General features: G+C 72.8%; 21 protein-coding genes, 2 tRNA genes and 1 pseudogene. 13 read left to right on the forward strand and 11 right to left on the reverse strand.

Annotation, left to right across the window (positions count from 1 at the left end; all coding sequences use genetic code 11):
• Window positions 1-59 precede the first annotated feature (59 nt).
• Window positions 60-959 carry a MetQ/NlpA family ABC transporter substrate-binding protein gene (locus FE374_RS05550; RefSeq protein ID WP_139927609.1) on the reverse strand — a complete coding sequence of 300 codons (900 nt, stop codon included), beginning with the start codon at window positions 957-959 and terminating at the stop codon, window positions 60-62.
• Window positions 960-1,296: 337 nt separating this feature from the next.
• Here FE374_RS05550 and FE374_RS05555 point away from each other — a divergent pair, with 337 nt between their 5' ends.
• Window positions 1,297-2,211, forward strand: coding sequence for an ATP-grasp domain-containing protein (locus FE374_RS05555; RefSeq protein WP_139927610.1), 915 nt, complete (start codon window positions 1,297-1,299; stop codon window positions 2,209-2,211).
• An 88-nt stretch (window positions 2,212-2,299) separates the two neighbouring features.
• On the opposite strand, the gene FE374_RS05560 is transcribed toward FE374_RS05555, so the two are convergent.
• Both FE374_RS05560 and orn read right to left on the reverse strand, forming a co-directional pair.
• Window positions 2,300-2,375 (reverse strand) — tRNA-His (locus FE374_RS05560).
• 86 nt (window positions 2,376-2,461) lie between these two features.
• A complete protein-coding gene (gene orn, locus FE374_RS05565) occupies window positions 2,462-3,166 on the reverse strand; it encodes an oligoribonuclease (RefSeq protein ID WP_139927611.1) in 705 nt (234 codons plus the stop codon).
• A 173-nt stretch (window positions 3,167-3,339) separates the two neighbouring features.
• On the opposite strand from orn, the pseudogene FE374_RS05570 reads away from it, so the two are divergent.
• A pseudogene (locus tag FE374_RS05570) lies at window positions 3,340-4,352 on the forward strand (ERCC4 domain-containing protein).
• A 19-nt stretch (window positions 4,353-4,371) separates the two neighbouring features.
• Here the strand turns inward: FE374_RS05570 and FE374_RS05575 are convergent.
• The 3 genes from FE374_RS05575 to FE374_RS05585 form a co-directional block, all read right to left on the reverse strand.
• Entirely contained in the window at window positions 4,372-4,932 is a 561-nt protein-coding gene (locus FE374_RS05575; RefSeq protein ID WP_139927612.1) for a dihydrofolate reductase family protein, read from the reverse strand.
• A 112-nt stretch (window positions 4,933-5,044) separates the two neighbouring features.
• The gene (locus FE374_RS05580) at window positions 5,045-5,626 is read right to left on the reverse strand and encodes a GNAT family N-acetyltransferase (protein WP_139927613.1); all 582 of its coding nucleotides are present in this window, start codon (window positions 5,624-5,626) and stop codon (window positions 5,045-5,047) included.
• Window positions 5,627-5,698: 72 nt separating this feature from the next.
• Window positions 5,699-5,771: transfer RNA gene (locus FE374_RS05585), tRNA-Arg, on the reverse strand.
• A gap of 117 nt (window positions 5,772-5,888) precedes the next feature.
• On the opposite strand from FE374_RS05585, the gene FE374_RS05590 reads away from it, so the two are divergent.
• The 6 genes from FE374_RS05590 (at window position 5,889) to FE374_RS05615 (ending at window position 12,090) form a co-directional block, all read left to right on the forward strand.
• A complete protein-coding gene (locus FE374_RS05590) occupies window positions 5,889-7,289 on the forward strand; it encodes a GTPase (RefSeq protein WP_139927614.1) in 1,401 nt (466 codons plus the stop codon).
• A complete protein-coding gene (locus tag FE374_RS05595) occupies window positions 7,286-7,471 on the forward strand; it encodes a hypothetical protein (protein ID WP_139927615.1) in 186 nt (61 codons plus the stop codon). The genes FE374_RS05590 and FE374_RS05595 overlap by 4 nt, the downstream gene beginning before the upstream one ends.
• Entirely contained in the window at window positions 7,468-8,874 is a 1,407-nt protein-coding gene (locus tag FE374_RS05600) for a GTPase (protein ID WP_139927616.1), read from the forward strand. Before FE374_RS05595 ends, FE374_RS05600 begins: the two co-directional genes overlap by 4 nt.
• A gap of 108 nt (window positions 8,875-8,982) precedes the next feature.
• On the forward strand, window positions 8,983-9,558 hold the full coding sequence (locus FE374_RS05605) for a single-stranded DNA-binding protein (RefSeq protein WP_139927617.1): 576 nt from the start codon (window positions 8,983-8,985) through the stop codon (window positions 9,556-9,558).
• A gap of 155 nt (window positions 9,559-9,713) precedes the next feature.
• The gene (gene ettA, locus FE374_RS05610; RefSeq protein ID WP_139927618.1) at window positions 9,714-11,396 is read left to right on the forward strand and encodes an energy-dependent translational throttle protein EttA; all 1,683 of its coding nucleotides are present in this window, start codon (window positions 9,714-9,716) and stop codon (window positions 11,394-11,396) included.
• 178 nt (window positions 11,397-11,574) lie between these two features.
• Window positions 11,575-12,090: an acyl-CoA thioesterase gene (locus tag FE374_RS05615; RefSeq protein ID WP_139927619.1), complete on the forward strand. Its 516-nt coding sequence runs from the start codon at window positions 11,575-11,577 to the stop codon at window positions 12,088-12,090.
• Between the two features lie 12 nt (window positions 12,091-12,102).
• On the opposite strand, the gene FE374_RS05620 is transcribed toward FE374_RS05615, so the two are convergent.
• Window positions 12,103-13,131, reverse strand: a complete 1,029-nt coding sequence (locus tag FE374_RS05620; protein ID WP_230978471.1) for a DNA topoisomerase IB — start codon at window positions 13,129-13,131, stop codon at window positions 12,103-12,105.
• A 144-nt stretch (window positions 13,132-13,275) separates the two neighbouring features.
• On the opposite strand from FE374_RS05620, the gene FE374_RS05625 reads away from it, so the two are divergent.
• The gene (locus tag FE374_RS05625) at window positions 13,276-13,797 is read left to right on the forward strand and encodes a DUF4282 domain-containing protein (RefSeq protein ID WP_168205605.1); all 522 of its coding nucleotides are present in this window, start codon (window positions 13,276-13,278) and stop codon (window positions 13,795-13,797) included.
• A 108-nt stretch (window positions 13,798-13,905) separates the two neighbouring features.
• Here the strand turns inward: FE374_RS05625 and FE374_RS05630 are convergent, their stop codons facing one another.
• Genes FE374_RS05630 through ptsP form a run of 3 tightly spaced genes read right to left on the reverse strand, consistent with a single transcriptional unit; the run spans window position 13,906 to window position 17,179 of the window.
• Complete coding sequence (locus FE374_RS05630) at window positions 13,906-14,913, reverse strand: acyl-CoA thioesterase (RefSeq protein WP_139927622.1); 1,008 nt, start codon at window positions 14,911-14,913, stop codon at window positions 13,906-13,908.
• A 30-nt stretch (window positions 14,914-14,943) separates the two neighbouring features.
• Window positions 14,944-15,360, reverse strand: coding sequence for a globin (locus tag FE374_RS05635; RefSeq protein WP_330998441.1), 417 nt, complete (start codon window positions 15,358-15,360; stop codon window positions 14,944-14,946).
• A 19-nt stretch (window positions 15,361-15,379) separates the two neighbouring features.
• Complete coding sequence (gene ptsP / locus FE374_RS05640) at window positions 15,380-17,179, reverse strand: phosphoenolpyruvate--protein phosphotransferase (RefSeq protein ID WP_139927623.1); 1,800 nt, start codon at window positions 17,177-17,179, stop codon at window positions 15,380-15,382.
• 164 nt (window positions 17,180-17,343) lie between these two features.
• Here ptsP and FE374_RS05645 point away from each other — a divergent pair, with 164 nt between their 5' ends.
• Window positions 17,344-17,574 carry a glucose PTS transporter subunit EIIB gene (locus FE374_RS05645; protein ID WP_139927624.1) on the forward strand — a complete coding sequence of 77 codons (231 nt, stop codon included), beginning with the start codon at window positions 17,344-17,346 and terminating at the stop codon, window positions 17,572-17,574.
• Window positions 17,575-17,721: 147 nt separating this feature from the next.
• Window positions 17,722-19,881, forward strand: a complete 2,160-nt coding sequence (gene malQ / locus FE374_RS05650; RefSeq protein WP_139927625.1) for a 4-alpha-glucanotransferase — start codon at window positions 17,722-17,724, stop codon at window positions 19,879-19,881.
• Window positions 19,882-19,961: 80 nt separating this feature from the next.
• Here malQ and FE374_RS05655 read toward each other — a convergent pair whose 3' ends face one another.
• The gene (locus FE374_RS05655; protein ID WP_139927626.1) at window positions 19,962-21,383 is read right to left on the reverse strand and encodes a PTS transporter subunit EIIC; all 1,422 of its coding nucleotides are present in this window, start codon (window positions 21,381-21,383) and stop codon (window positions 19,962-19,964) included.
• A 294-nt stretch (window positions 21,384-21,677) separates the two neighbouring features.
• On the opposite strand from FE374_RS05655, the gene FE374_RS20380 reads away from it, so the two are divergent.
• Both FE374_RS20380 and FE374_RS05665 read left to right on the forward strand, forming a co-directional pair.
• Window positions 21,678-21,908: a glucose PTS transporter subunit EIIB gene (locus tag FE374_RS20380; protein ID WP_143419457.1), complete on the forward strand. Its 231-nt coding sequence runs from the start codon at window positions 21,678-21,680 to the stop codon at window positions 21,906-21,908.
• A complete protein-coding gene (locus tag FE374_RS05665; protein ID WP_139927628.1) occupies window positions 21,905-22,363 on the forward strand; it encodes a PTS sugar transporter subunit IIA in 459 nt (152 codons plus the stop codon). Before FE374_RS20380 ends, FE374_RS05665 begins: the two co-directional genes overlap by 4 nt.
• Window positions 22,364-22,366: the final 3 nt, after the last annotated feature.

The raw sequence follows: 22,366 nt of genomic DNA on the forward strand, positions 1-22,366 counted from the left end.
GCTGACACGGCAGGGGCCGACGGCGGGACGCACCCGCCGTCGGCCCCTGCCGTCTGGGCTCACTTGGTGAGGCTGGCCTGGACCTCGGCGAGGATCTCCTGGAGCTCCGCGGCCGACTGGTTCGCGATGGACGCCGTGTCGCCGGAGCTCTTCATGAGCTCCTTCTCGACCTCGGGGGACTTGTGGAGCTCGATGATGCGCTGGAACAGCTCGCTGTCCGCGTCCTCGGCCCGGGAGACCCAGACGTTGATGTACGGGCGGGCGCCCTCGGACTCGGCGCTGTCCGCGAAGAGCGCGTCGTCGGGGTTGAGGCCGGCGTCGTCGACGAAGTCGTTGTTGACGACCGAGGCGTCGACCGAGTCGAGCGCGACGGCGGTCTGGTTCGCCTCGACCGGCGTGACGGTGACCTTGGAGGCGGCCTCGTCGATGTCGGTGGGGTCGGGGACGATGCCGGCGTCGTCCTTGAGGGTGATCAGACCGGCCTCCTCGAGCACGAACAGCGCGCGGGCCTGGTTGGTCACGTCGTTGGGGATGGCGATCTCGCCGCCGTCGGGGATGTCCTCGACGCTGGTGTGCTTCTGCGAGTACAGCGCCAGCGGGTAGACGGCGGTGGCGCCGATCGGGGTGAGGTCCTGCCCGTCCGCCTCGTTGTACTGGGCGAGGTAGAGGATGTGCTGGAACTGGTTGAGGTCCAGGTCGCCGTCCGTCAGGGCCGGGTTGGGCTGGGTGTACTCGGTGAAGTCGACGATGTCGACGGCGATGCCGTCCTCCTCGGCGAGGTCCGAGAAGACGTCCCACTGCGGGTCGGACGCGCCCACGACACCGATGCGGACGGGGTTGTCCTCGGACCCCTTCTCGGCGTCGCCGCCGGCCTCCGAGTCGCTGCTGCAGGCGGCCAGGGTGAGGGCGAGGGCGGCGGAGGCAGCCAGTGCGACGCCGCGACGGAGGTTGGTGCTCATGGTGGTCCTTCGATCGTGTCTCCGACGCGGCGGGGGCCGGCCGTCGGTGGGGAGGGGGCGCAAAGAGCGGCGCCGCTGAGTCCAAGACTCGTTGCTGCCGGGTCCGGCACGCGAACCAGCGTGCCCAGTTTCTCACCATTCGGAATCACCGTCTCGCCGGTGAGAGTGAGGTCACACGGCTGGTGAGACGGTGCGGGGCGCGGGCGCTGAAGGGGTGCTCAAGCGGGGTCGCCCTCGGGTCGCTGGAGGGGCGTCGGCATGTGACGGGCCGGGCGTCCGGAAGGTCCGCCCGCGGCGACCCGCGGTCCCGCCTGCGCGTCCACGGTAGGTTTGGCGCGTGTCAAAGCCGATCGTGACCCTCGCCACCTGCGCAGCGCTGCCCCATCTCGCCGAGGATGATGCCGCCCTGCCCGACGCCCTCGCCGAGCGCGGCATCGAGCCGCGGATCGCCGTGTGGGACGACCCCGACGTCGACTGGTCCGCCGCTGGGCTCGTCGTCCTTCGCTCGGTGCACGACTACGCCGCGCGGCGCGACCAGTTCCTCAGCTGGGCAGAGTCGGTGCCGAAGATCGTCAACCACGCCGACGTGCTGCGGTGGAACACCGACAAGCACTACCTGCTCGAGCTCGCCGAGCGGGGCATGCCGATGATCCCGACCGTCTGGCTCGAGCCCGAGCGGAAGCTCAGCAAGCACCAGGTGCACACCCGATTCCCCGCAGGCGGTGAGTTCGTGGTCAAGCCGGCGGTCTCCTCCGGGTCGGCCGAGGCGGGCCGGTACACGGCGGTCGACGGGAACTCGCGCCGGGAGGCCATCAACCACGCGATGGACCTGCTGAACCAGGGCCGCACCGTGATGGTCCAGCGCTACCTGGAGTCGGTGGACAAGCGGGGTGAGACCGCGCTGATCTACATGAACGGCCTCGTCTCCCACGCCGTCGAGAAGGAGGCCATGCTCCAGGGCCCGTACCGGCCCGGGACGCAGGCGCCCCGGGAGGTCGCGCACGCGCGCCAGGCCACCGACGCCGAGTGGCGGCTGGGCGAGGAGGTCCGGGGCGCCATCCACTCCTACATCAAGAGCCGGCTGGGCCGCGACGAGCAGCTCACGTTCTGCCGGATCGACGTGGTCGAGGGCCTCAACGGCACCATGAGCGTCATGGAGGTCTCCCTGGTGGACGCCTCGCTGTACCTGTCCACGACGCCGGGTGCTGTCGACAACTTCGCCGACGCGATCGCGGTCCGCGCATTCTGGTAGCGAGCGGCCATCTGGGCGCCGCGTGGCCGCCGTCCGGACGGGCAGCACGACGAAGGGGCGGGTCCGTGACGGACCCGCCCCTTCTTGGTGGGGTGAGTGACGGGACTTGAACCCGCGACATCCGCGACCACAACGCGGCGCTCTACCAGCTGAGCTACACCCACCATGCTGTTGCAGGAAACTCCCGACAACAGTGGATCAGCATAGCGGAACCCGTGCGGCCGCCCGAATCCCGACGGGGTGGCCTATGTCACGCCTGCCCGGATGGCTCCGGAGCGGCGCCGCTCCGGGCGCCGCTCTGGGCGGCGCGCTGCGCCAGCTCAGCGATTGCGAGCGCCGTCGAGGTCGCGGTGACGTCGGCCGCGACCTGCTTCGCGGTGGCAGAGTCCGGGCCGTCGCCGCCGGGAAAGAGCACCGCACGGTAGTAGCGGAGCTCGTCGATCGACTCGAGGATGTCCGCCAGTGCGCGGTGCCCACCGCCCTTGGGCGGCGACTGGAAGTAGGCCCGCGGGTACCAGCGGCGCGCCAGCTCCTTGATGGAGGAGACGTCGATGATCCGGTAGTGCAGGTGGTCGACCAGCTCCGGCATGTCACGCGCGAGGAAGGTGCGGTCGGTGCCCACCGAGTTCCCCGCCAGGGGCGCCCTGCGCGGATCCGGCACCCACTGCCGCACATACTCGAGCACCCGGCGCTGCGCCTCCGCCATGTCGAGCCCGTCGGCCAGCTCCTCGATCAGCCCCGACCGGGTGTGCATGGTGCGGACGACGTCGTCCATCTGCTCCACCGTTCCGGGCGTGGGGGCGATCACCAGGTCGATGCCGGGGTCCAGCGGGCGCAGCTCGGAGTCGGTGACGACGACGGCGACCTCGATGAGGGCGTCCTTGACCAGGTCCAGCCCGGTCATCTCGCAGTCGATCCAGACGATCGCATCCTGAGGTCCATTGTTGCGGCTCACCAGCCCAGGGTAGTGGTGGGCGGCCCCCGCACCCGTCGGCCGACCACCGGGCCAGCGCCTGGGGTCCGACGCGCAGGCTGCCGAGCCGGCGGTTCAAGGCCGGCGAGTGGGGCACACTGCCATCACGGCGGCGCACGCCGCCGTCCAGCAGGCGCCAGAACGAGGGGAGCGACGTGGTCGCTGATCTGCTGATCGCCAAGAACCCGGACGCCGGCTCGTCGCTGCAGTACCTGATCCGGATCCCGCTCGGCGAGCGGGGCCTGGTGCTCAAGACCCGGGACACCTGGCCCGGACCAGCAAGCTGTACTGCCACCGGGCCGACGGGTGGCCAGCCGACGCGGAGATCGTGGAGCGCGTCGCGGTGCGCTCGTGCTCGCGCCGCGGCCCGGCGATCGACCTGGTGCTCGACCGTGCCCGGGAGAACCGGTCCCAGATCGTCCTCACCCGGGCGCGGGGCCGGGAGATGATCTTCTGGCAGTCACCGCGCACCGCGAAGCAGGCGCGGCCCAACGTCGCGCTGCCCACCCGCCGGGCCGCCGGGCAGATCCTCGAGATCCTCGTGGACTCCAGGGAGAAGTACCCGTACACCTTCTCTCACCAGCAGGCGTCCACACAGCGACGGGCACTGCCGGCGGGCGACTACGCCGTCGAGCTCGACGGCGAGGTGGCCGCCGCCGTCGAGCGCAAGTCGCTCGCGGACCTCGCCGGCAGCCTCACCACGGGCAAGCTCACCTACGCCCTCGCCGAGCTGGCAGCACTGCCCCGTGCGGCCGTGGTCGTGGAGGACCGGTACAGCGCGCTGTTCAAGCTCGAGCACGTCTCGGCGGGCGCCGTCGCCGACGCCCTCGCCGAGGCCCAGGCCCGTTTCCCGGCCGTGCCGGTGGTCTTCACCGAGACCCGTCCTCTAGCGCAGGAGTCGACGTACCGCTTCCTCGGAGCCGCGCTGCGGGAGCTGCGCGCCCACGCCGCACCCGCCGCGGCCGAGGTGTTCGCGCCGCAGGACGACGTCCCAGGGGTGGGCGGCGTCGTCGCCCCCGCGGCACGCGCCACGCGCGCCACCAAGCCGCGGGGCGACGGCGAGACCGCGGCGGTGCGGGCCTGGGCGCAGGCGCAGGGGTACACCGTCGCGGACCGTGGGCGGATCGCCGCCGACGTGGTGCGCGCCTATCGGGAGCAGCGCGGCTGACCGGCCTCCTCCCGTGCCCTCAGGTCGTCGGCCGCACGGCGTAGACCAGTCGGGCGAACTGCCCCACCGCCGTCGCCGAGACCAGCCGGAGCCGGTCGGACCCCACCCGGCGCGGCAGCAACGGGGCCCCGCCCGTCAGCGCGACAGGCGCCACCGACAGTGCGATCTCGTCGAGCGCGCCGGCGTCGAGGAACTGGCCCGCCAGGTCCCCGCCGCCGACCACCCAGATATCGCCGTCGCCCGCCGCCGCCCGGATCGCGGGCAGCGCATCGGCCACGCCGCCGGAGACGAACCGAATGTCGGCGCCTTCGGGCACAGGGAGGTCCCGGGTGGTGAAGACGAACGTGGCCTTGTCACCGTGGAACTCCTGCCACTTCTCCGGGTGGGCGAGGATGTCCTGCTCGGCGAGCACCCACTCATAGGTGGTGGAGCCCTCCACCATCACGGTCGCCTCGGCGGGGAACAGCCCGTCGTCCGGCTCCGTGCCGTTCTCGACGGCGAAGAGCCAGGCGAGCGAGTTGTCCTCGTCGGCGATCCAGCCGTTGATGGTCGTCGCGGTGTCGAACACGATGCGCCCCATGCCCGTGACACTAGGGGGCGCCACCGACATTCGGGACTGCCCCGTGGCCACCTCATGCGCGACCTCGTGCCCCCGCTGCGGCGACCCGCCGGGGCGCCGGGCACGACAAGTATCAGTAGGGCGGTGTCTCGCCCCGCCACTCGTCGGCCAGGAGCGCGTACGTGATGCCGTCGAGCCAGGTGCCGGAGCGGTGCAGCGAGTCCCGGATCGTGTAGGCCTCTCGGCGCATGCCGACCCGCTCCATCAGACGCCATGACGCCTCGTTGGCGGCGAAGCAGCTTGCCGTCAGCCGACGCAGGCCAAGACCCTCGAAGCAGAGCCGGATCAGCTCGCGGACGGCTTCGGTCGCGTAGCCGCGCCCGGCGTGGTCGGGGTGCAGGGACCAGCCCAGCTCGGCCTGCACGCCCGTGGCCTGGTCGGCAACCTCGGCCTGGGCCCAGGCATCCTCCACGCTGAGCATGAGGTCGCCGATCACCTGCCCGTCACGCTCGATGACGAGCGTCTTGGCGAGCCGGTCGGGATCCACGAACTGGGCGCCGTACTCCTCCAGGGTGGCAGGGGCTCTGGTGATCCAGCGGTTCACCTCGTCGAGACGGCGGTAGGCCCACGTCGCCACGATGTCGTCGGCGGTGGCCGGGCGAATGGCCAGGCGGGCTGTCCAGACGGGCCACGAGAGGGATGCGAGGTTCGGCACGGCGTCATCGTCGCAGGCGGGACGTCGATGAGCCCGGCACTGCACAGGCCGCCAGCAGCGACGGCGCACCGGTGCCCCCGGCAGGACTCGAACCTGCAACCTACGGATTAGAAGGCCGTTGCTCTATCCATTGAGCTACGAGGGCGCACGGCACAGATTAGCGAAGCGCCGAGCCGTCCCGTGCACGCCCGCGAGCCCGCGCACCACGCCCGCTGCGGCGCGCTTCCGCGGAAGCGGGCGGGTCGTCGTCGACAATGACCCCGTGACCGCTCAGTCAGACGTGATCGACGAGGTCATCGACGACCGGCCCGATGATCCGCGCACCGCACCCCTCACCGACCTCCGCGCCGTGGTCGAACGCCTGAGCTTCCCGCTCGACCTCGAGGCGACCGAGATGCGAGTCCTCCGCGAGCGCGTGCTGACCCAGGTCGACACCCGCCTGCTGCCCCGGCTCCGGGGCTCGGTGCCCGCCGTCGTCGTGCTGGGCGGCTCCACCGGGGCCGGGAAGTCCACCCTGCTCAACACCATCGTGGGTGCCGAGGTCAGCGAGGCCGGCGTCCTGCGGCCCACCACCCGCCGTCCCGTCCTGGCCGTCCACCCCGACGACGCCGCCGCCCTGGAGGCACACCCGCTCACCGCGCTCGCCGACGTCGTCGCCCACGACGGCGTGCCCAACGGGCTGGCAATGCTCGACGCCCCCGACCTCGACTCCGTGCACGCAGACAACCGCACCCTCTCGGCGCAGCTGCTCCAGGCGGCCGACCTGTGGGTATTCGTCACCACCGCCGCGCGCTACGGCGACGCCATCCCGTGGGCCACGCTGCGGGACGCGGACGAACGGGGCATCTCGGTCGCCGTCGTGCTCAACCGAGTGCCGACGGCGGCGCGTGCCGCCGTCCGCGCGGACCTGCTCACCCGGCTCGACGCCGCCGGGCTGGGCTCCGTCCCGCTCTTCCTCATCACCGACGCCGGGCCGCACGAGGGGCCGCTCGACGTGGCCCGCACCGGCGAGCTGGACGCCTTCCTGCGCCTGCTCGCCCGCCGTGAGCAGGCGGCCGGTGTGGTGCGCCGGACCACCCGCGGCACCGGTGGGGGGCTGCGCGCGGCGCTCGGCGCACTCGCGGATGGAGCGGACGCCCAGGGCGCGGCCGTGACCACGCTGCGCACGCTCACCACCGAGGCCATCGCGAAGTCCGCGGCGGCGATCAGTACCGCGCTGCGGGACGGGCAGGCAGCAGCCGGGACCCCCACCGCGCAGTGGGAGGCGGCGTCCGACGGCGGGCCGCTGGCCCCGCTGGTCGGGGCCGGCCGGATCCGCGCAGGCTGGCGTGGCCGCGCGCTCGCCGACCGGAACGCGGCGGCGCAGCGTGTGGCCGACGCGGCCGCCGCGCAGGCAGAGCTCCTCCTCGCCGACGCTCTGCGGGCCGTGCCCGCCGCCCTCACGCGGGCCTGGCCGGACCACGGCGCCCGTGCCCTCGCGACCGCAACCGCTTCGCCCTCGGCGGACGGCCTGGCCGGCGAGGTCGTGACCGCCTGGCGTGCCGCGGTCGTCACCGAGGTGACCCCGCTCGCCCCCGCGCGCACGCCACGCTCGACCTCTCCGGGCTGGCGGCGCTCGTCCAGGCGGCCGGCCTGGGCCTTCCCGGCGCGTCACCCGCCGTGACCCGGCTGCTCGGCGAGGAGGGGGCCGGCGTCCTCGACCGCACCCGCGCCGACATTCTCGCGCGGGCCGGCGCGGCGGTGCGCGGCGCCGCCGCGCCGTACCTCGACGCCCTGGCGGGGCTGCACACCATTGATGGCACCTGTCTGCGGGAGCTGGCCACCGAGCTGGGGGACCTCGCATGAGGCTCACCACCACCACCCGCCCCGCCGCCGCGGACCGCACCGCAGCGGAGCTCGAGGCACGTCTCGCCGTCCTCACCGACGCCCTCGACATCGCGGGCGACCAGGTCGCTCCGGCGGCCGCCGCGACTGCCCGCGCCGACCTGGAGGGCGTCCGCGCCCGGTTCGCCCTGGGTACGGAGCACACGGTCGTGGCCCTCGTCGGCGGCACGGGCTCGGGCAAGTCCTCCCTCTTCAACGCCATCTCGGGGCTCCTCTTCGCCGACGTCGGCATGCTACGACCGACCACCGACGAGGCCGCGGCGTGCGTGTGGGGCGCGGACGCCACCGCCCTCCTCGACTTCCTGCAGGTCGCGCCGCTGCGCCGCATCCAGCGGGAGTCCGAGCTCGATGGCGACCACGAGCGTGACCTGCACGGCATGGTGCTGCTGGACCTGCCCGACCACGACTCGATCGCGCGCGAGCACGCCGAGCAGGTGGACCGGCTGCTGCCGCTGGTGGACCTGCTCGTATGGGTGGTCGACCCGCAGAAGTACGCCGACAACCTCCTCCACGAGCGGTACCTGCAAACGTTGCACGACCGTCAGGAGAACCTGATCGTCGTCGTCAACCAGGCCGATACCCTTCCGGCCGGTGGGGTGGAGAGGGTGCGCGCGCACGTGCTGGAGCTGCTCGCGGCCGACGGGCTGGACGCCGTGGAGGTGCTGGCCACCTCCGCCGCCCAGCAGACGGGCATCGGCGCGGTCCGCGAGCACCTGGCCGACGCCGTCGCCCGTCCAACTACGAGGCTGGTCACTGCGCGGGCCGAGGTCGACGCCGTGGCAGCACGTCTGGCGGAAGAGGTCGGGAGCGCGGAGCCGGACCTGCCCGATACCGGTCGCGCCGCGGCCGAGCTCGCCCGTGCCGCCGGACCGGGCGTGGCCGACGCCGTCGTCTCGGCGGTGCGGACGCGGTGGGTGACCGTATCCACGGCCGGGCTTCCGGTGCGGTGGGCGGCCTGCGTGGACGCGACGGTCGCGTCGGCCGCGGAGCTGGGCGCCGCCACGGGCGACGCCGTCGCCGCGTCGTCCGAGGCCGAGGCGCCGGGGAGCCGGCGGGCGCGACGCTTCACGATCCTCGCCGCCGCGCTCGGGCTCGCGACCGTCGCGTACCTGGTGCTGGCCTTGGTGCAGGGGCTCAGTGCGGCCGCGACGGTGGTGCCGGCGCTGTCCGGGCTGCTCGCCGCCGCGGCGGTGGCTGCCCGGGCCGTCGCCGTGCGCCGCGAGGACGCTGCCGCGGCGACGGCGTCCGTGGAGAGACACCGTGTGGCGGCGGCGGGGGTCGTCGTCGACCGGCTGCTCACGGGCCCAACGGCCGCCGTGCTCGCCCGGCACCGGCAGCTGCGCGAGGCGGTTCGCACGCCCTAGCTGCCACTCCGTCCACAGGCCGTCCCCGGTACTCGGCGGCGGCGTGCACCGACGGGGCACCGTGTGTCTCGTGGCCGGCGCCGGGTCGGCCCGGACCGAGGAGCGAGCATGGCCGACAGGAACGAGATCACGGTGCAGGGCCGGCTGGGTGCGGACCCGGTGCGGCGCGTCGGGGCCAACCGTGCGAGCTGGGTCACCTTCCGGGTGGGCACGACCCCGCGCGGCCGGGACCGGAGCACGGGGGAGTACAAGGACGGGCGCACCGAGTGGTTCACCGTCAAGACTTGGGGTGACCTGTCCGAGAACGTGGCCGACTCCCTCCACAAGGGCAACCCGGTCGTCGTACGCGGCAAGGTGTACGTGGACACCTGGACCGGCGAGAACGGCGAGCGGTGGGACCACGTCATCCATGCCGACGCGGTGGCCGTCGAGATCAAGGGCGGCACGGTCAAGTACACCAAGACGATCCGGGAGCCGGCCGCCGTGCCAGGCACCGCGAACGGTGTGATCACCGGGCCGGACGGGTCCCAGTGGGAGGCGCGGGAGGACGACGACGCCGCTGGCGAGGGCGACGACGCCGCGGCCGAGGACGACGAGAACGCGCAGCTGCCGAGCGATGACGACATCACCGAGGAGGAGCTCGAGGGGGAGTTGTCGGCGGCCGGGCTCGGGACCTTTGGCTGAAAGCCCGGCCAGGGGGCGCGGCCCAGGAGTCTCACGGCCCAGAGTGTGGTGTTGGCAACGCGGAAGGAGATGCGGCGGGGCGGTGTCCTAACCTTGGACACTGAAGCGGTCTGCCCCGGGGCAGACCGACCCCACGTGAAGCGATGCGGAGAGCAGTGGCTGAGTACATCTACTCCATGGTGCGGGCGCGTAAGGCCCATGGCGACAAGGTCATCCTCGATGACGTCACCATGGCCTTCCTGCCTGGCGCCAAGATCGGCATGGTCGGGCCGAACGGTGCCGGGAAGTCCACCATCCTCAAGATCATGGCCGGGCTGGACACGCCCTCCAACGGCGAGGCCCGCCTCTCACCCGGTTACACCGTGGGCATCCTGCAGCAGGAGCCTCCGCTGAACGAGGAGAAGACCGTCCTGGGCAACGTCCAGGAGGGCGTGGCCGAGATCCTGGGCAAGGTCGAGCGGTTCAACGAGATCGGCAACCTCATGGCCGAGCCGGACGCCGACTTCGACGCGCTCATGGAGGAGATGGGCAAGCTCCAGACCGAGATCGACGCGGCGAACGCGTGGGACCTCGACTCCCAGCTCGCCCAGGCCATGGACGCGCTGCGCTGCCCCCCGCCGGACGCCGACGTCAGCATCCTGTCCGGTGGTGAGCGCCGCCGCGTGGCGCTGTGCAAGCTCCTCCTCGAGCAGCCCGACCTGCTGCTCCTCGACGAGCCCACGAACCACCTCGACGCCGAGTCCGTCCAGTGGCTCGAGCAGCACCTGGCCAAGTACCCCGGTGCCGTCATCGCCGTCACCCACGACCGGTACTTCCTCGACCACGTGGCCGAGTGGATCGCCGAGGTCGACCGCGGGCGCCTGTACCCCTACGAGGGCAACTACTCCACGTACCTGGAGAAGAAGGGCGAGCGTCTGCAGGTCCAGGGCAAGAAGGACGCCAAGCTCGCCAGGCGCCTCAAGGAGGAGCTGGACTGGGTCCGCTCCAACGCCAAGGGCCGCCAGGCGAAGTCCAAGGCTCGTCTGGCGCGGTACGAAGAGATGGCCGCGGAGGCCGAGCGCACCAGGAAGCTCGACTTCGAGGAGATCCAGATCCCGCCGGGCCCACGCCTGGGCTCGGTGGTCATCGAGGCCGACGACGTGCGCAAGGGCTTCGACGACCGGGTACTCATCGACGGCCTGTCCTTCTCGCTGCCGCCCAACGGCATCGTCGGCGTGATCGGCCCGAACGGCGTCGGCAAGACGACGCTCTTCAAGACGATCGTCGGGCTGGAGCCGCTGGACGACGGCGACCTCCGGGTCGGCGAGACCGTCAAGCTGTCCTACGTCGACCAGTCCCGGGCCGGCATCGACCCGAAGAAGACCCTGTGGGAGGTCGTCTCCGACGGGCTCGACTTCATCCAGGTCGGCAACGTCGAGATGCCCTCCCGGGCATACGTCTCGGCGTTCGGGTTCAAGGGCCCGGACCAGCAGAAGCCGGCGGGTGTGCTCTCCGGCGGCGAGCGCAACCGCCTGAACCTGGCGCTGACGCTCAAGCAGGGGGGCAACGTGCTGCTGCTGGACGAGCCCACGAACGACCTCGACGTCGAGACCCTCGGCTCGCTCGAGAACGCCCTGCTGGAGTTTCCCGGCTGCGCCGTCGTGGTCAGCCACGACCGGTGGTTCCTCGACCGCGTCGCCACGCACATCCTGGCGTGGGAGGGCGACGAGGAGAACCCGGCCAAGTGGTACTGGTTCGAGGGCAACTTCGAGGCGTACGAGACCAACAAGGTCCAGCGCCTGGGCGCCGACGCGGCACGGCCGCACGCGGTGACCTACCGCAAGCTCACCCGCGACTGACCGCCGCACACCGCGAGCGCCGTCGGGAGATTTCCCGACGGCGCTCGTTGGTTTGTGGCTGCTCGCCAGGTCGGAACCTTCTCGCCCGGGGGAGATCCGGGGGAGATGACGTCTCGCGGCCGCGGGCCCCTCGTTGCTCGGCCGACCCCTAGGGTGGGCCCGGAGCAAAGGAGAGCGGATGGCTCGGCTGACGATCCCGCTGCAGCTGCGGTGGAGCGACATCGACGGGTACCAGCACGTCAACAACGCGCGCATGTTCACGTTGCTGGAGGAGGCCCGCATCGCGGCGTTCTGGGCCTCGACGCCCGGCGACGCGCACTTCGACGCGATCGGCGGCGGCGTCGACCCCGCCGCCCGCACGCACGCGCCGGGCACGAAGGTGCTGGCCACCGGCCCGGGATCGGGCACCAACACCTACATCGCCCGCCAGGAGATCGAGTACCTCGCGCCGCTGCCGTACACGCTGCACCCGATCCCGGTCGAGCTGTGGATCTCCCACCTGGGCGGGGCCAGCCTGGACATCTGCTACGAGATCCCCGGGCCGGACGGGGTCGCGGCGCGCGCCATGACCACGCTGGTGCTCATCGATGAGAAGACCGAGCGCCCACGGCGGATGTCCGAGCAGGAGCGGGAGGCGTGGTCCGCCTACCTGGAGGAGCCGGTCAGGTTCCGCCGTCGGCCGCGGGACGACTGACGCGCTCCGGGGTCAGCCCGACGACGCATTCGCGGAGGACTCGTCCAGCAGGTCGATGACCGCCTGCTCCGGCTTGCCCCGCGTGTCCGGCGGCGTCTCCTCCTCGGGCTTGATCACCCGGCGAGCGAGCCCGGGGTCGACGGTCTCGCCGTCGTGCGCGAGCTCGATCAGGCGCGAGTCGATGTAGGCGGAGCGGCTCACCGCCGGCGTGTTGCCGAGGTAGCCCGCGACGGCGGCGACGGCCTCGCGCTCGGCGCGCAGGAGGGCGCGCTCGCTCTCGACGTCGGCACTGCGTGCCGCGAGCTCCAGCGCCGCCAGCACCGTGCCGTGCCAGGTGCGGAAGTCCTTGGCGGACGCGTCGGACCCGACCCGGTCCTTGATGTAGGCGTTGATGTCGGTGCTCGTGATGTCGTGCCACCCGCCCCTGTCCCGGTAGGCCAGCAGCTCCTCGCCGCCCCCGCGGCGGCGGCGCAGCATCCGCAGCGGAACGACGAGGTCGTCGTCGCGCAGCTGCAGCCGGCGCAGCTGACCCGACTTGGCCGTGTAGACGAAGGTGAGGAGGCCGTCCTTGCCGATGCGGACGTGGTCCTTACGCAGCGTGGCGAGGCCGTGACTGCCGTTGTCCTCCGCGTAGGTCTCCCCGCCGACCCGGAAGAAGCCGCGGTCGAGGAGCCGGAAGGCGACGGCGAGGGCCCGGGCGTGGGGCATGCCTGGCCGGGCCAGGTCGATGGAGACCTGGCGGCGCGCGGCAGGCAGGCGCTGAGCGAGCTCGAGGACGCGGGCGTGCTTCTCGGCGTCGCGCTTCTCCCGCCACGCGGGGTGGTACAGGTACTGCCGCCGCCCGGCGTCGTCGGTGCCGACGGCCTGGATGTGGCCGTTGGGTGCGGGGCAGATCCACACGTCCCGCCAGGCGGGCGGGATCACCAGCGCCTTGCAGCGGGCGATCACCTCAGGGTCGGTGATCCGGGAGCCGTCGACGTCGAGGTACACCCAGCCGCGGCCGGCACGCCGCCGCCCTAGGCCGGGGGAGTCCACGCTCACCCGCCGCAGTCTCATCGCCCGCCTCGCACGGGCACAGTGTGACTCGGGCGGGCGCCACGCGCACGGCAACCGTCGGGGCCCCGCGCCGCCATGGTTACCCTGGGGACGAAATCAGTCCATAACGTTCCGAAATGGAGGTGCGCGGTGTCTCCGGACCCCCAGCATCCCGGGCCTGCGGGAGCGCAGCCACAGTACGAGCAGTCACAGCCATGGCCGAACGCGACACCCCCTGCCTACGGCAACCAGCCGGGCGGTGGGTACGACTCTGGGCCGTCCTACGCGGCGGCGTACCAGGCTGGGAGCTATGGCCCGACGGCTCAGGCCACCGGCGCTCCCCACTCGCCCTACGGCCAGGCGCCATACCCGCCGGCCGGTCAGGGCGGCAGCTCGTTCTTCCACGCCCTCTTCGACTTCTCGTTCAGCAGGTACATCACCCTGACCTTCGCGAAGGTGATCTACGGGATCTCCATCGGCCTCTCCGTCGTGGCGTGGCTCATCTACCTCTTCGCGGGGTTCGCCTACGAACCCGGCCTGGGGGTGCTCACCCTGCTGCTCGGCTGGATCCCCGCCCTCTTCTTCATCATCGTCGCGCGCGTCTCGCTCGAGTTCGCCGTCGCCATGATCAAGACCGCGGAGAACACCTCGGCGCTGGCCGGTCGCCGCTGACGGCCGCGGCGGCCCGCCGGCTCAGCGCCGCCCGGGCCGCCAGCATCCTCGGGGAGCCCGCCAGCGCCGAACGCACGGGGGCCGGACGGTCACATTTCACAGTCTGGCTCAGCGCAACGCGGGCCGGTGCCACTCGCCGTCATCGTCGGTGGGGGCCGGTCGGTCGTCGTCGTCGGGCACCCGCACCATGCCCTCCTGACCCACTGTCGCCACGTGGGCGCCCGACCGGTCGAAGACCTTCGCGATCCCGAGACCGCGCCCGCCCTGCGCGCTGGGGGAGTGCTGGACGAACAACAGCCAGTCATCCACACGCACGGGCCGGTGCCACCACATGGCGTGGTCCAGGCTCGCCACACTCAGGCCCGGTGTGCGCCAGTGCAGGCCATGACGGCGAAGCACCGGCTCGAGCAGCACCTGGTCGCACGCGTAGGCCAGCAGGGCCCGGTGCAGGAGCTGGGTGGTCCCGGCCGGCAACGGCGAACGGGCCCGCATCCACAGCATCTGCTCGTCCGAACGCGCCTGCGGCGCATGCAGGTAGACGCTCTCGTCCACGTGTCGGATGTCGAAGGCGGCGATGGAGGACATGAACTTCGCGACCGGGTGGTCGATCGTGTCGAACAGCGTGATGGCGCTGGTCAGGCTCTCCGGGTCCGGCGCTGCCGGGGCGCTCTCGCCGTGCTCGCGGCCCGGCTGGTCCTCCTGGTAGGAGCTGATCAGCGACAGGATCGGCTTGCCCTGCTGCAGCGCGTGGGTGCGCCGGGTGCTGAAGGACCGTCCGTCGTGCAGCCGCTCTACCGCGAACGTGATCGGCAGGTCCAGCTTGCCCGGGCGCAGGAAGTACCCGTGGACCGAGTGCAGCTGGCGGACGCCGTCGCCGTCGCCGACCAGGGTGTCCGCCGCGGCGACGATCGCCTGCGCGAGCACCTGACCGCCGTAGATGCGCTTGTTGAGCTGTGGCAGCGAGCTGCCCGCGTACTCGTCCCCGCCGAGGCGTTCGAGCCTGAGGGTGCGCAGCACCGAGGCGAGGGGCTCGGCGTCGGTCTCGGGCACCGGCAGCACGTCGGGGCCGGCCGCCACCTCGGGGGTGAGCGGCAGCGGCCGGGGGGACTCGGGCATCGCGTTCCTTCTCTGGGCGGGGCCGCGCCGTCAGATGAGCGGGGTGCGGCTGGTCTCGGGGGTGTTGACCATGGAGTCGGCCGCCCGGATGAGGTAGTCCCACAGCAGGTTCTCGGCCTCGGGGGCGAGGTCGAGCTCGTCGAGCGCCACCCGCATGTGCGTGAGCCAGCGGTCCCGGGCGTCGGGCGTGACGGCGAAGCGGACGTGGCGCATGCGCAGGCGGGGGTGCCCGCGGGTGTCGGAGTAGGTGGTGGGTCCGCCCCAGTACTGCTCGAGGAAGAGGCGCAAGCGCTCCTCGGAGCCCTCCCAGTCGTCCTGGGGGTACATCGGCGCGAGGTGCTCGTCCGTGCGCACGCCCTGGTAGAACCGCGCGACCAGCCGCGCGAAGGTCTCGTGCCCGCCCAACGCGGCGAAGAGCGTGTCCGTCTCGGTCGGTTCGATACTCACGGCGTCATCATCCCACCCGTCACAGGCCCATCTCGGTCAGCACGGGCAGGCCGGCCCGGACGGCGTCGCGGGCGTCCTGGGCCGACTCGGCGTCGACGGCGACCCGCGCCAGCTCCCGGCAGCGCTCGAGGTCCGTTGCGGCGAGCACGGCCGCGACGTCGGCCAGCGCCCGCGGTGTCATCGACAGGCTTGAGACGCCCAGCCCGACCAGGACGACGGCGAGGGCCGGGTCCGCCGCCGCCTCGCCGCACACGCCCACCGGGCGCGCCTGCTGCGCGCCGCCGCGGCACGTGGCCTCGATGAGCCGCAGCACGGCCGGCTGCCAGGAGTCGGACAGGTCGGCGAGGGAGCCGAGGAGCCGGTCGGCGGCCATCGCGTACTGGGTGAGGTCGTTCGTGCCGATGGAGGCGAAGTGGGCGCGGGCGAGGATAGGCCCGGCCAGCAGGGCGGCGCTGGGGACCTCGACCATGACCCCGGCCATGCCCAGCCCGTGCCGGGTGCAGGCCGCCACGAACTCCTCGGTCTCGGCGACCGTGGCCACCATCGGTGCCATGACCCACACCTCGGCGTCCTCCGCCCCGGCCGCCTGCGCGATGGCCTCGAGCTGGTTGTCGAGCACCTCGGGGGCGCGCCGGGCGGTGCGCAAGCCACGCACACCCAGGGCCGGGTTGACCTCCTCCGTGGCCGTGACGAACGGCAGCGGCTTGTCGGCGCCGGCGTCGAGCGTGCGGACCACCACCTTGCGGCCGGGGAAGGCGGCGAGCACGGGACGGTAGGCGGCGACCTGCTTCTCGACGCTCGGCTCCTCGGTGTGGTCCAGGAAGCAGAACTCGGTGCGGAACAGGCCCACGCCCTCGGCGCCCGCGGCGGCGGCCGCCTCGGCGCCGGCCTGGTCGCCCACGTTGGCCAGCAGCGCCACCCGGTGCCCGTCCGCGGTGCGGCCGGCGCCGTCGAACGTGCGCACCCGGGCGGCGCGCTCGGCGGCCCGGCGCACCGTGGCGTCGTCGGGGTCGAGGGTGACCGTGCCTGCGCCGCCGTCGACGAGCACCTGCCGGCCCTCGGTGAGCGCGGCGAGATCACCGGCGCCCACTACCGCGGGGATGCCGAGGGCGCGGGCGAGGATCGCGGTGTGCGACGTCGGCCCACCCTCGGCCGTCACGATCCCCCGCACCTGGGTGGGGTCGAGCAGCGCCGTGTCGGCCGGTGCCAGGTCGTGCGCGACGAGGACGAACGGGTCCGTGCGCCGGGGGACGCCCGGCATCGGGGCGCCGGTGAGGACCGCGATGAGGCGGTCGCGCACGTCGTGCACGTCGCGGGCGCGCTCGGCCATGTAGCCGCCCAAGGCCCGCAGCTGGTCGGCGACCTCCCCGGCCGCCTCCCAGGCCGCGCGGGCGGGGTCGAGATGGTGCTCGCGGACCTTCTGCTGTGCGGCACGCACGAGGGTGGGGTCGGCCGCCATCTGCGCCGTCGTCTCGAGCAGCTCGCGCCGCTCGCCGTCCACCGTGGCGGCCGCCGTCGTCAGGTCGCCCGCCACCTGCTCCGCGGCCGCCGTCACCCGGGCGGCCTCGGCGTCGAGGTCGGCGTCCGGAGCGAGGCGTGCGATGGCCGGTTCCCCGGCCGGCGCGGCGAGCCGGGCCACCGGCCCCGCGGCGAGCCCGGGGCTGACGCCGACCCCACGGACGGAACCTGCGGCGGTACCCGCCACCCCCGCGGCGGTCCTCGCCGCACCAGGTGCGGTCCCGGCCTCCCCTGCTGTGGCCCCTGCTACGAAACCCGTGGCGGCGCGGTCCGGGCTCGCCCCGTACTGCTCGGTGCTCATGTGCGCTCCAGTCGACGACGGCTTGCGGTCATCATGCCCCGACGGCGCCCGCGCGGCCGGGCCGCGGCGGTGGCGGGCGAAGTGAGACGTGTCGCACAGGTAGGATTCCAGCAGGACAAGGTGGGAGCGCCCTCCCACAGCAATCGATCGTGGAGGACATCGCAATGAGCAAGGCCCAGGACATCCTCGCCGCACTTGGGGGTTCCCCCAACGTGGTCGACGTCGAGCCGTGCATCACCCGGCTGCGCGTGGAGGTCCGGGACCCCGCCGCGGTGGGTGAGTCCGACCTGAAGTCGACCGGGGCGTTCGGCGTGGTCCGCTCGGGCCGCATCGTCCAGATCGTCGTCGGCCCGGAGGCGGACAACCTCGCCGAGGAGATCGAGACCCTGCTCTGACCCCCGCGGCGTGAGCGGGCCGCGGGAGCATCCTGCGCCCGCCTGGTGGGGCGTGCCCGACGGCGCCCCGCCGACCTGGCAGGATCGGATCCCGATGCCGGCGACCGTGCCCACCGGGGGCGTGGTGGCCGGCCGAGCAGGAGCGAGATGAGCGACACCTCAGCGCCGTCGTCGGCGCCGCCCGACGACGATCTGCGCCGCCTGGCCGGGGCCCACGGCGTCGCCACGGAGTTCTGGGACTACACCGGGCGGCACCGCCCGGTCACGGCCGCGGCCATCCGCGCCGTCCTCGGCGCCCTCGGTGTGCCGGCCGGCACCTCCGAGGAGGTGCGCGCCGCGCTGGTGGAGGCGGAGCTCGCGCCCTGGCGGGCGCCCCTGCCGCCGTCGGTCGTCGTGCGGGCCGGCCGTGAGCACGAGGTACCCGTGCACGTGCCGGACGGCGCGACAGTGACGGTGCACGTCGACCTCGAGGACGGCGGGACCTGGCCGCTGACCCAGAAGGACCTCTGGGTCCAGCCCCGGGACGTCGACGGCCACCTGACCGGGCGCGCCACGTTCGTGCTGCCCGCGGACCTGCCGCTCGGCTGGCACGAGCTCGTGGCCCAGGTCGACGGAACCCAGACCTACCGGGCGCCGCTCGCGGTCACCCCGGACCGGCTGGCCGAGCCCCGCCTCGCCACCGGGCGCGGCTGGGGCGTGATGGCGCAGCTGTACTCGGTGCGGTCGGCGCGGTCCTGGGGCGTCGGCGACCTCGCCGACCTCGGCGAGCTGACCGGCTTCTTCGGCGAGCTCGGCGCGGACTTCCTCCTCATCAACCCGCTCCACGCGGCCGAGCCGACCGGCCCCATGACGCCGTCGCCGTACCTACCGGTGACCCGACGGTTCGTCAACCCGCTGTACCTCCGGCCCGAGGCCGTGGCCGAGGTGGCCTACCTCCCCGGGCCCCAGCGGGCCCTGGTGGAGTGGGCGGCCGAGGAGGTCCGCCCGGCGAACACCACCAACGACCCCATCGACCGGGACGCCGCCTGGGACGCCAAGCGCCGCGCGCTGGAGGTGGTCTACCAGGCCGGCCGGAGCCGGTCCCGGCAGCGCTCGCTGGAGCGGTTCCGCGCCGAAGAGGGGCACGGCCTGGAGGACTTCGCCCTGTGGTGCGCCCTGCGGGAGCACTACGAGGGGCAGGAGTGGCCCGCCGAGCTGGGCGACGTCCGCTCCCCGTTCGTGGCCCGTGCTCGCCGCGAGCTGGCGGACCGGGTGGACTTCTACGTCTGGCTGCAGTGGGTGGCCGACGAGCAGCTCGCCCACGCCCAGCGGGTGGCGCGGGAGGCCGGCATGGGCCTGGGCGTCATGCACGACCTCGCGGTGGGCGTGCACCCCGGCGGCGCCGACGCCTGGTCGTTACGGGAGGTGTTCGCCCACGGCATCGGCGTGGGGGCACCACCGGATATGTACAACCAGCAGGGGCAGAACTGGAGCCAGCCGCCGTGGCGGCCCGACGCCCTGGCCCGGACGGCGTACGCGCCGCTGCGCGACATGGCACGCACGGTGCTGCGGCACGCCGGGGCCGTGCGGGTGGACCACATCCTGGGGCTGTTCCGCCTGTGGTGGATCCCGGACGGGATGGGCGCGGGCGAGGGCACCTACGTGCGCTACGACCACGAGGCGATGGTCGGCGTCCTGCTGCTCGAGGCGGCCCGCGCGGGCGCCGTCGTCATCGGCGAGGACCTCGGCACCGTCGAGCCGTGGGTGCGCGACTACCTCGCCGAGCGTGGGGTGCTGGGCACCTCGGTGCTGTGGTTCGAGAAGGACCAGCGCGGTTACCCGCTGCAGCCGCAGGACTACCGACGGCTCGTGCTGGCGACCGTGGACACCCATGACCTGCCGCCGGTGGCGGGCTACCTCGCGGAGGAGCACGTCGACCTGCGCGAACGGCTCGGGCTGCTCACCGAGCCGGTCACGAAGGTCCGGCTGGAGGCCCGCACCGAGCGGGAGCGGATGTTCGCCCGGCTGCGCGAGCACGGGCTGGTGGGAGCCGACGCGACCGAGCGTGAGCTCGTCGAGGCGCTGCACGCCTACGTGGTCCGCACGCCCGCGCTGCTCGTCGGTGTCTCGCTCACCGACGCGGTGGGGGAGCGGCGCGCGCAGAACCAGCCCGGGACCGACACGGAGTACCCGAACTGGAAGCTGCCGCTGGCCGACGGCGCCGAGCAGGTGGTCCTCGGGGAGGACCTGCCGGGCTCGGCCCGGCTGCTCTCCCTGGTCGCCGCCGTCCGGACGGCGCTGGGCGAGGACGACCGCCTCGCCCCCTGACCCCGCGAGATGTCATCTTCTCGACGAGATGTCATGACATGTGGCCGAGAAGATGACATCTAGCGGGGACTGCCGAGGGGTCAGGCCGGGCCAGGGCCGGGGTCCCCACCCGCCTCACGCGTGCGGCGGCGCTCCTCGGCGGCCGCGTCCCCGCGCCCGGTGGCGTCCCGTTCGGCGTCGCGCTTGCCGGTGGAGACCGCGGCGGCCTCCTGCGCCTCGTCGAACACCGACGGCGCACCGCCGCCGGGTACGTCGCCCTCCTCCTCGCGGCCCGGGGTGCGCAGGTTCCACCATCGGATGACGAAGCTGAACAGCAGGTAGTAGATGACGGCGTAGCCGAGCCCGATCGGGATGAGCAGCAACGGGCTCGTCGCGATGCCGAAGTTCAGCGCGTAGTCGATCGCTCCGGCGGAGAAGGTGAACCCGTCCTTGATGCCCAACGCGTTGACCAGGGCGAGCGAGGAGCCGGTCAGCACGGCGTGCAGGAGGAAGAGCGGGAACGCCACGTAGGCGAAGGCATACTCCAGCGGCTCGGTGATGCCGGTGAGGAACGACGTCAGCGCGACCGAGAGCATGATGCCGCCGGTGACCTTCCGGCGGTCCGGCCGGGCGTTGCGCCAGATCGCGACGGCGGCGGCCGGCAGCGCGAACATCATGATCGGGAAGAAGCCCGTCATGAAGGTGCCGGCGGTGGGGTCGCCGGCGAAGAAGCGGAACAGGTCGCCCTGCGCGACCTCCCCGGTGGTGGGACTGGTGAACTCGCCGAACTGGAACCACGGCAGGTTGTTGAGCAGGTGGTGCAGGCCGAAGGGGATGAGCAGCCGGTTGAGGGTGCCGAACACGAACCCGCCGAGGACGACGTTGCCCTCGTCCGTGACCCACTCGCCGAAGCCGCCGATGACGAAGTCGAACGCGGGGTAGATGAGCGCGAACAGCACCGCGACGATCACGGCGACGAACGCCGTGATGATGGGCACCAGGCGACGTCCACCGAAGAACGCCAGGTACGGCGGGAGCTTGGTGCGGTAGAACCGTTGCCAGAGCAGGGCGGCGATGATGCCGATGGTGATGCCGCCGAGCACCCCGTAGTTGATCACCGGCTCGCCGCTGTTGTCCGGGAATCCGAACGTCGGCGCGAGGGCGCCGAGCACCGCGTCGAACGTGAGGTACCCGATCAGGCCGGCGAGCGCCGTCGAGCCGTCCGACTTGCGGGCGAACCCGATCGCCACACCGAGCGCGAAGATGATCGGCAGGTTGCCGAACACGGCGTTGCCCGCCGCGGCGAGGACGTCGGCCACGGGCTGCACCCAGCCGAACCCGTTCCAGCTCGCCACGCCCTCCGAGCCGAGCATGTCCGGCTGGCCGAAGCGCAGCATCAACCCGGCCGCGGGCAGAACGGCGATCGGCAGCATGAGGGAACGGCCCACCCGCTGGGCCTGCGCGAACCCGGGAATGTGTCGCTTCTGCCGCACGGCCGGAGCCCCTGCGGTTGTTGACGTCATCCGTGCTCCAAGGATCAGGGGGTGCCCATCCTGAGCGGACCACGGGAGTGGCCCGGCGGACGCCCCGTCGCGTCGGCGGCCAGGGGCACCGATATGCCCGTTTCTCTGGGGCCGATGTCGCACACTGAATCGCCCGGCCGGGGTTGTGTCAAGGTGCCCCGCCGCTGGTCAGGGCCCCACGCCGGGGTCCTCGGGCCCACGCAGGGCACGAGTGTCGTGGCCCGGACCCGGGACGCCTGCCCACGCACTAAGGTTCGAGCAGCGGGCACAGGACACGACGACGAAGGAGCAGACATGAGCCAGGCGGAGCAGATCCTCGCGGCCCTGGGCGGGGACGCGAACATCCTCGACCTCGAGGCGTGCATCACCCGCCTGCGGGTCGAGGTCGAGGACCCTTCGAAGGTTGACGAGGCCGGCCTCAAGGCCGCCGGTGCCTTCGGCGTGGTCCAGCAGGGGCAGGCGATCCAGGTGGTCGTGGGGCCGCAGGCGGACACCATCGCCGAGGACATCGAGGACCTGCGGTGACGGTGCGCGTCCTCGCGCCCGTCGCCGGCACCGTCCTCGCGCTCGAGGCCGTGCCCGACCCCGTCTTCTCCGGCGCCATCGTCGGCCCCGGGATCGCCCTCGACCCCGGCGACGTCGAGACGGCGGAGGTTCTCGCCCCGGTCGCCGGCACGATCATGAAGTTCCACCCCCACGCCTTCGTGCTCGTCGCCGACGGCGGCAACGGTGTGCTCGTGCACCTGGGCCTGGACACGGTCCAGCTCGGCGGGGAGGGCTTCACCCTCCACGCGGCCGAGAAGGACGTGGTCACGCCCGGCCGTCACCTGGTCACCTGGTCGCCGAAGCAGGTCCGGGCCGGCGGCCGCTCGGCGGTCACCCCGGTCATCGCCCTGGAGGCCAAGGCCGAGCAGCTCACCTTCTCGGTCGCGCCCGGCGACGTCGTCGCCGCCGGGGACGAGCTGTTCACCTGGTCCTGACGG

The organism is Georgenia yuyongxinii (assembly GCF_006352065.1).
Classification (GTDB): Bacteria; Actinomycetota; Actinomycetes; order Actinomycetales; family Actinomycetaceae; genus Georgenia; species Georgenia yuyongxinii.

Coding starts and splice junctions, on each gene's coding strand:
- FE374_RS05550 (WP_139927609.1), bottom strand. CDS start 959: ATGAGCACCAACCTCCGTCGCGGCGTCGCACTGGCTGCCTCCGCCGCC.
- FE374_RS05575 (WP_139927612.1), bottom strand. CDS start 4,932: ATGGGGCGCATCGTGTTCGACACCGCGACGACCATCAACGGCTGGATC.
- FE374_RS05600 (WP_139927616.1), top strand. CDS start 7,468: ATGAGGCTCACCACCACCACCCGCCCCGCCGCCGCGGACCGCACCGCA.
- FE374_RS05605 (WP_139927617.1), top strand. CDS start 8,983: ATGGCCGACAGGAACGAGATCACGGTGCAGGGCCGGCTGGGTGCGGAC.
- FE374_RS05615 (WP_139927619.1), top strand. CDS start 11,575: ATGGCTCGGCTGACGATCCCGCTGCAGCTGCGGTGGAGCGACATCGAC.
- FE374_RS05630 (WP_139927622.1), bottom strand. CDS start 14,913: ATGCCCGAGTCCCCCCGGCCGCTGCCGCTCACCCCCGAGGTGGCGGCC.
- ptsP (WP_139927623.1), bottom strand. CDS start 17,179: ATGAGCACCGAGCAGTACGGGGCGAGCCCGGACCGCGCCGCCACGGGT.
- FE374_RS05645 (WP_139927624.1), top strand. CDS start 17,344: ATGAGCAAGGCCCAGGACATCCTCGCCGCACTTGGGGGTTCCCCCAAC.
- malQ (WP_139927625.1), top strand. CDS start 17,722: ATGAGCGACACCTCAGCGCCGTCGTCGGCGCCGCCCGACGACGATCTG.
- FE374_RS05655 (WP_139927626.1), bottom strand. CDS start 21,383: ATGACGTCAACAACCGCAGGGGCTCCGGCCGTGCGGCAGAAGCGACAC.
- FE374_RS20380 (WP_143419457.1), top strand. CDS start 21,678: ATGAGCCAGGCGGAGCAGATCCTCGCGGCCCTGGGCGGGGACGCGAAC.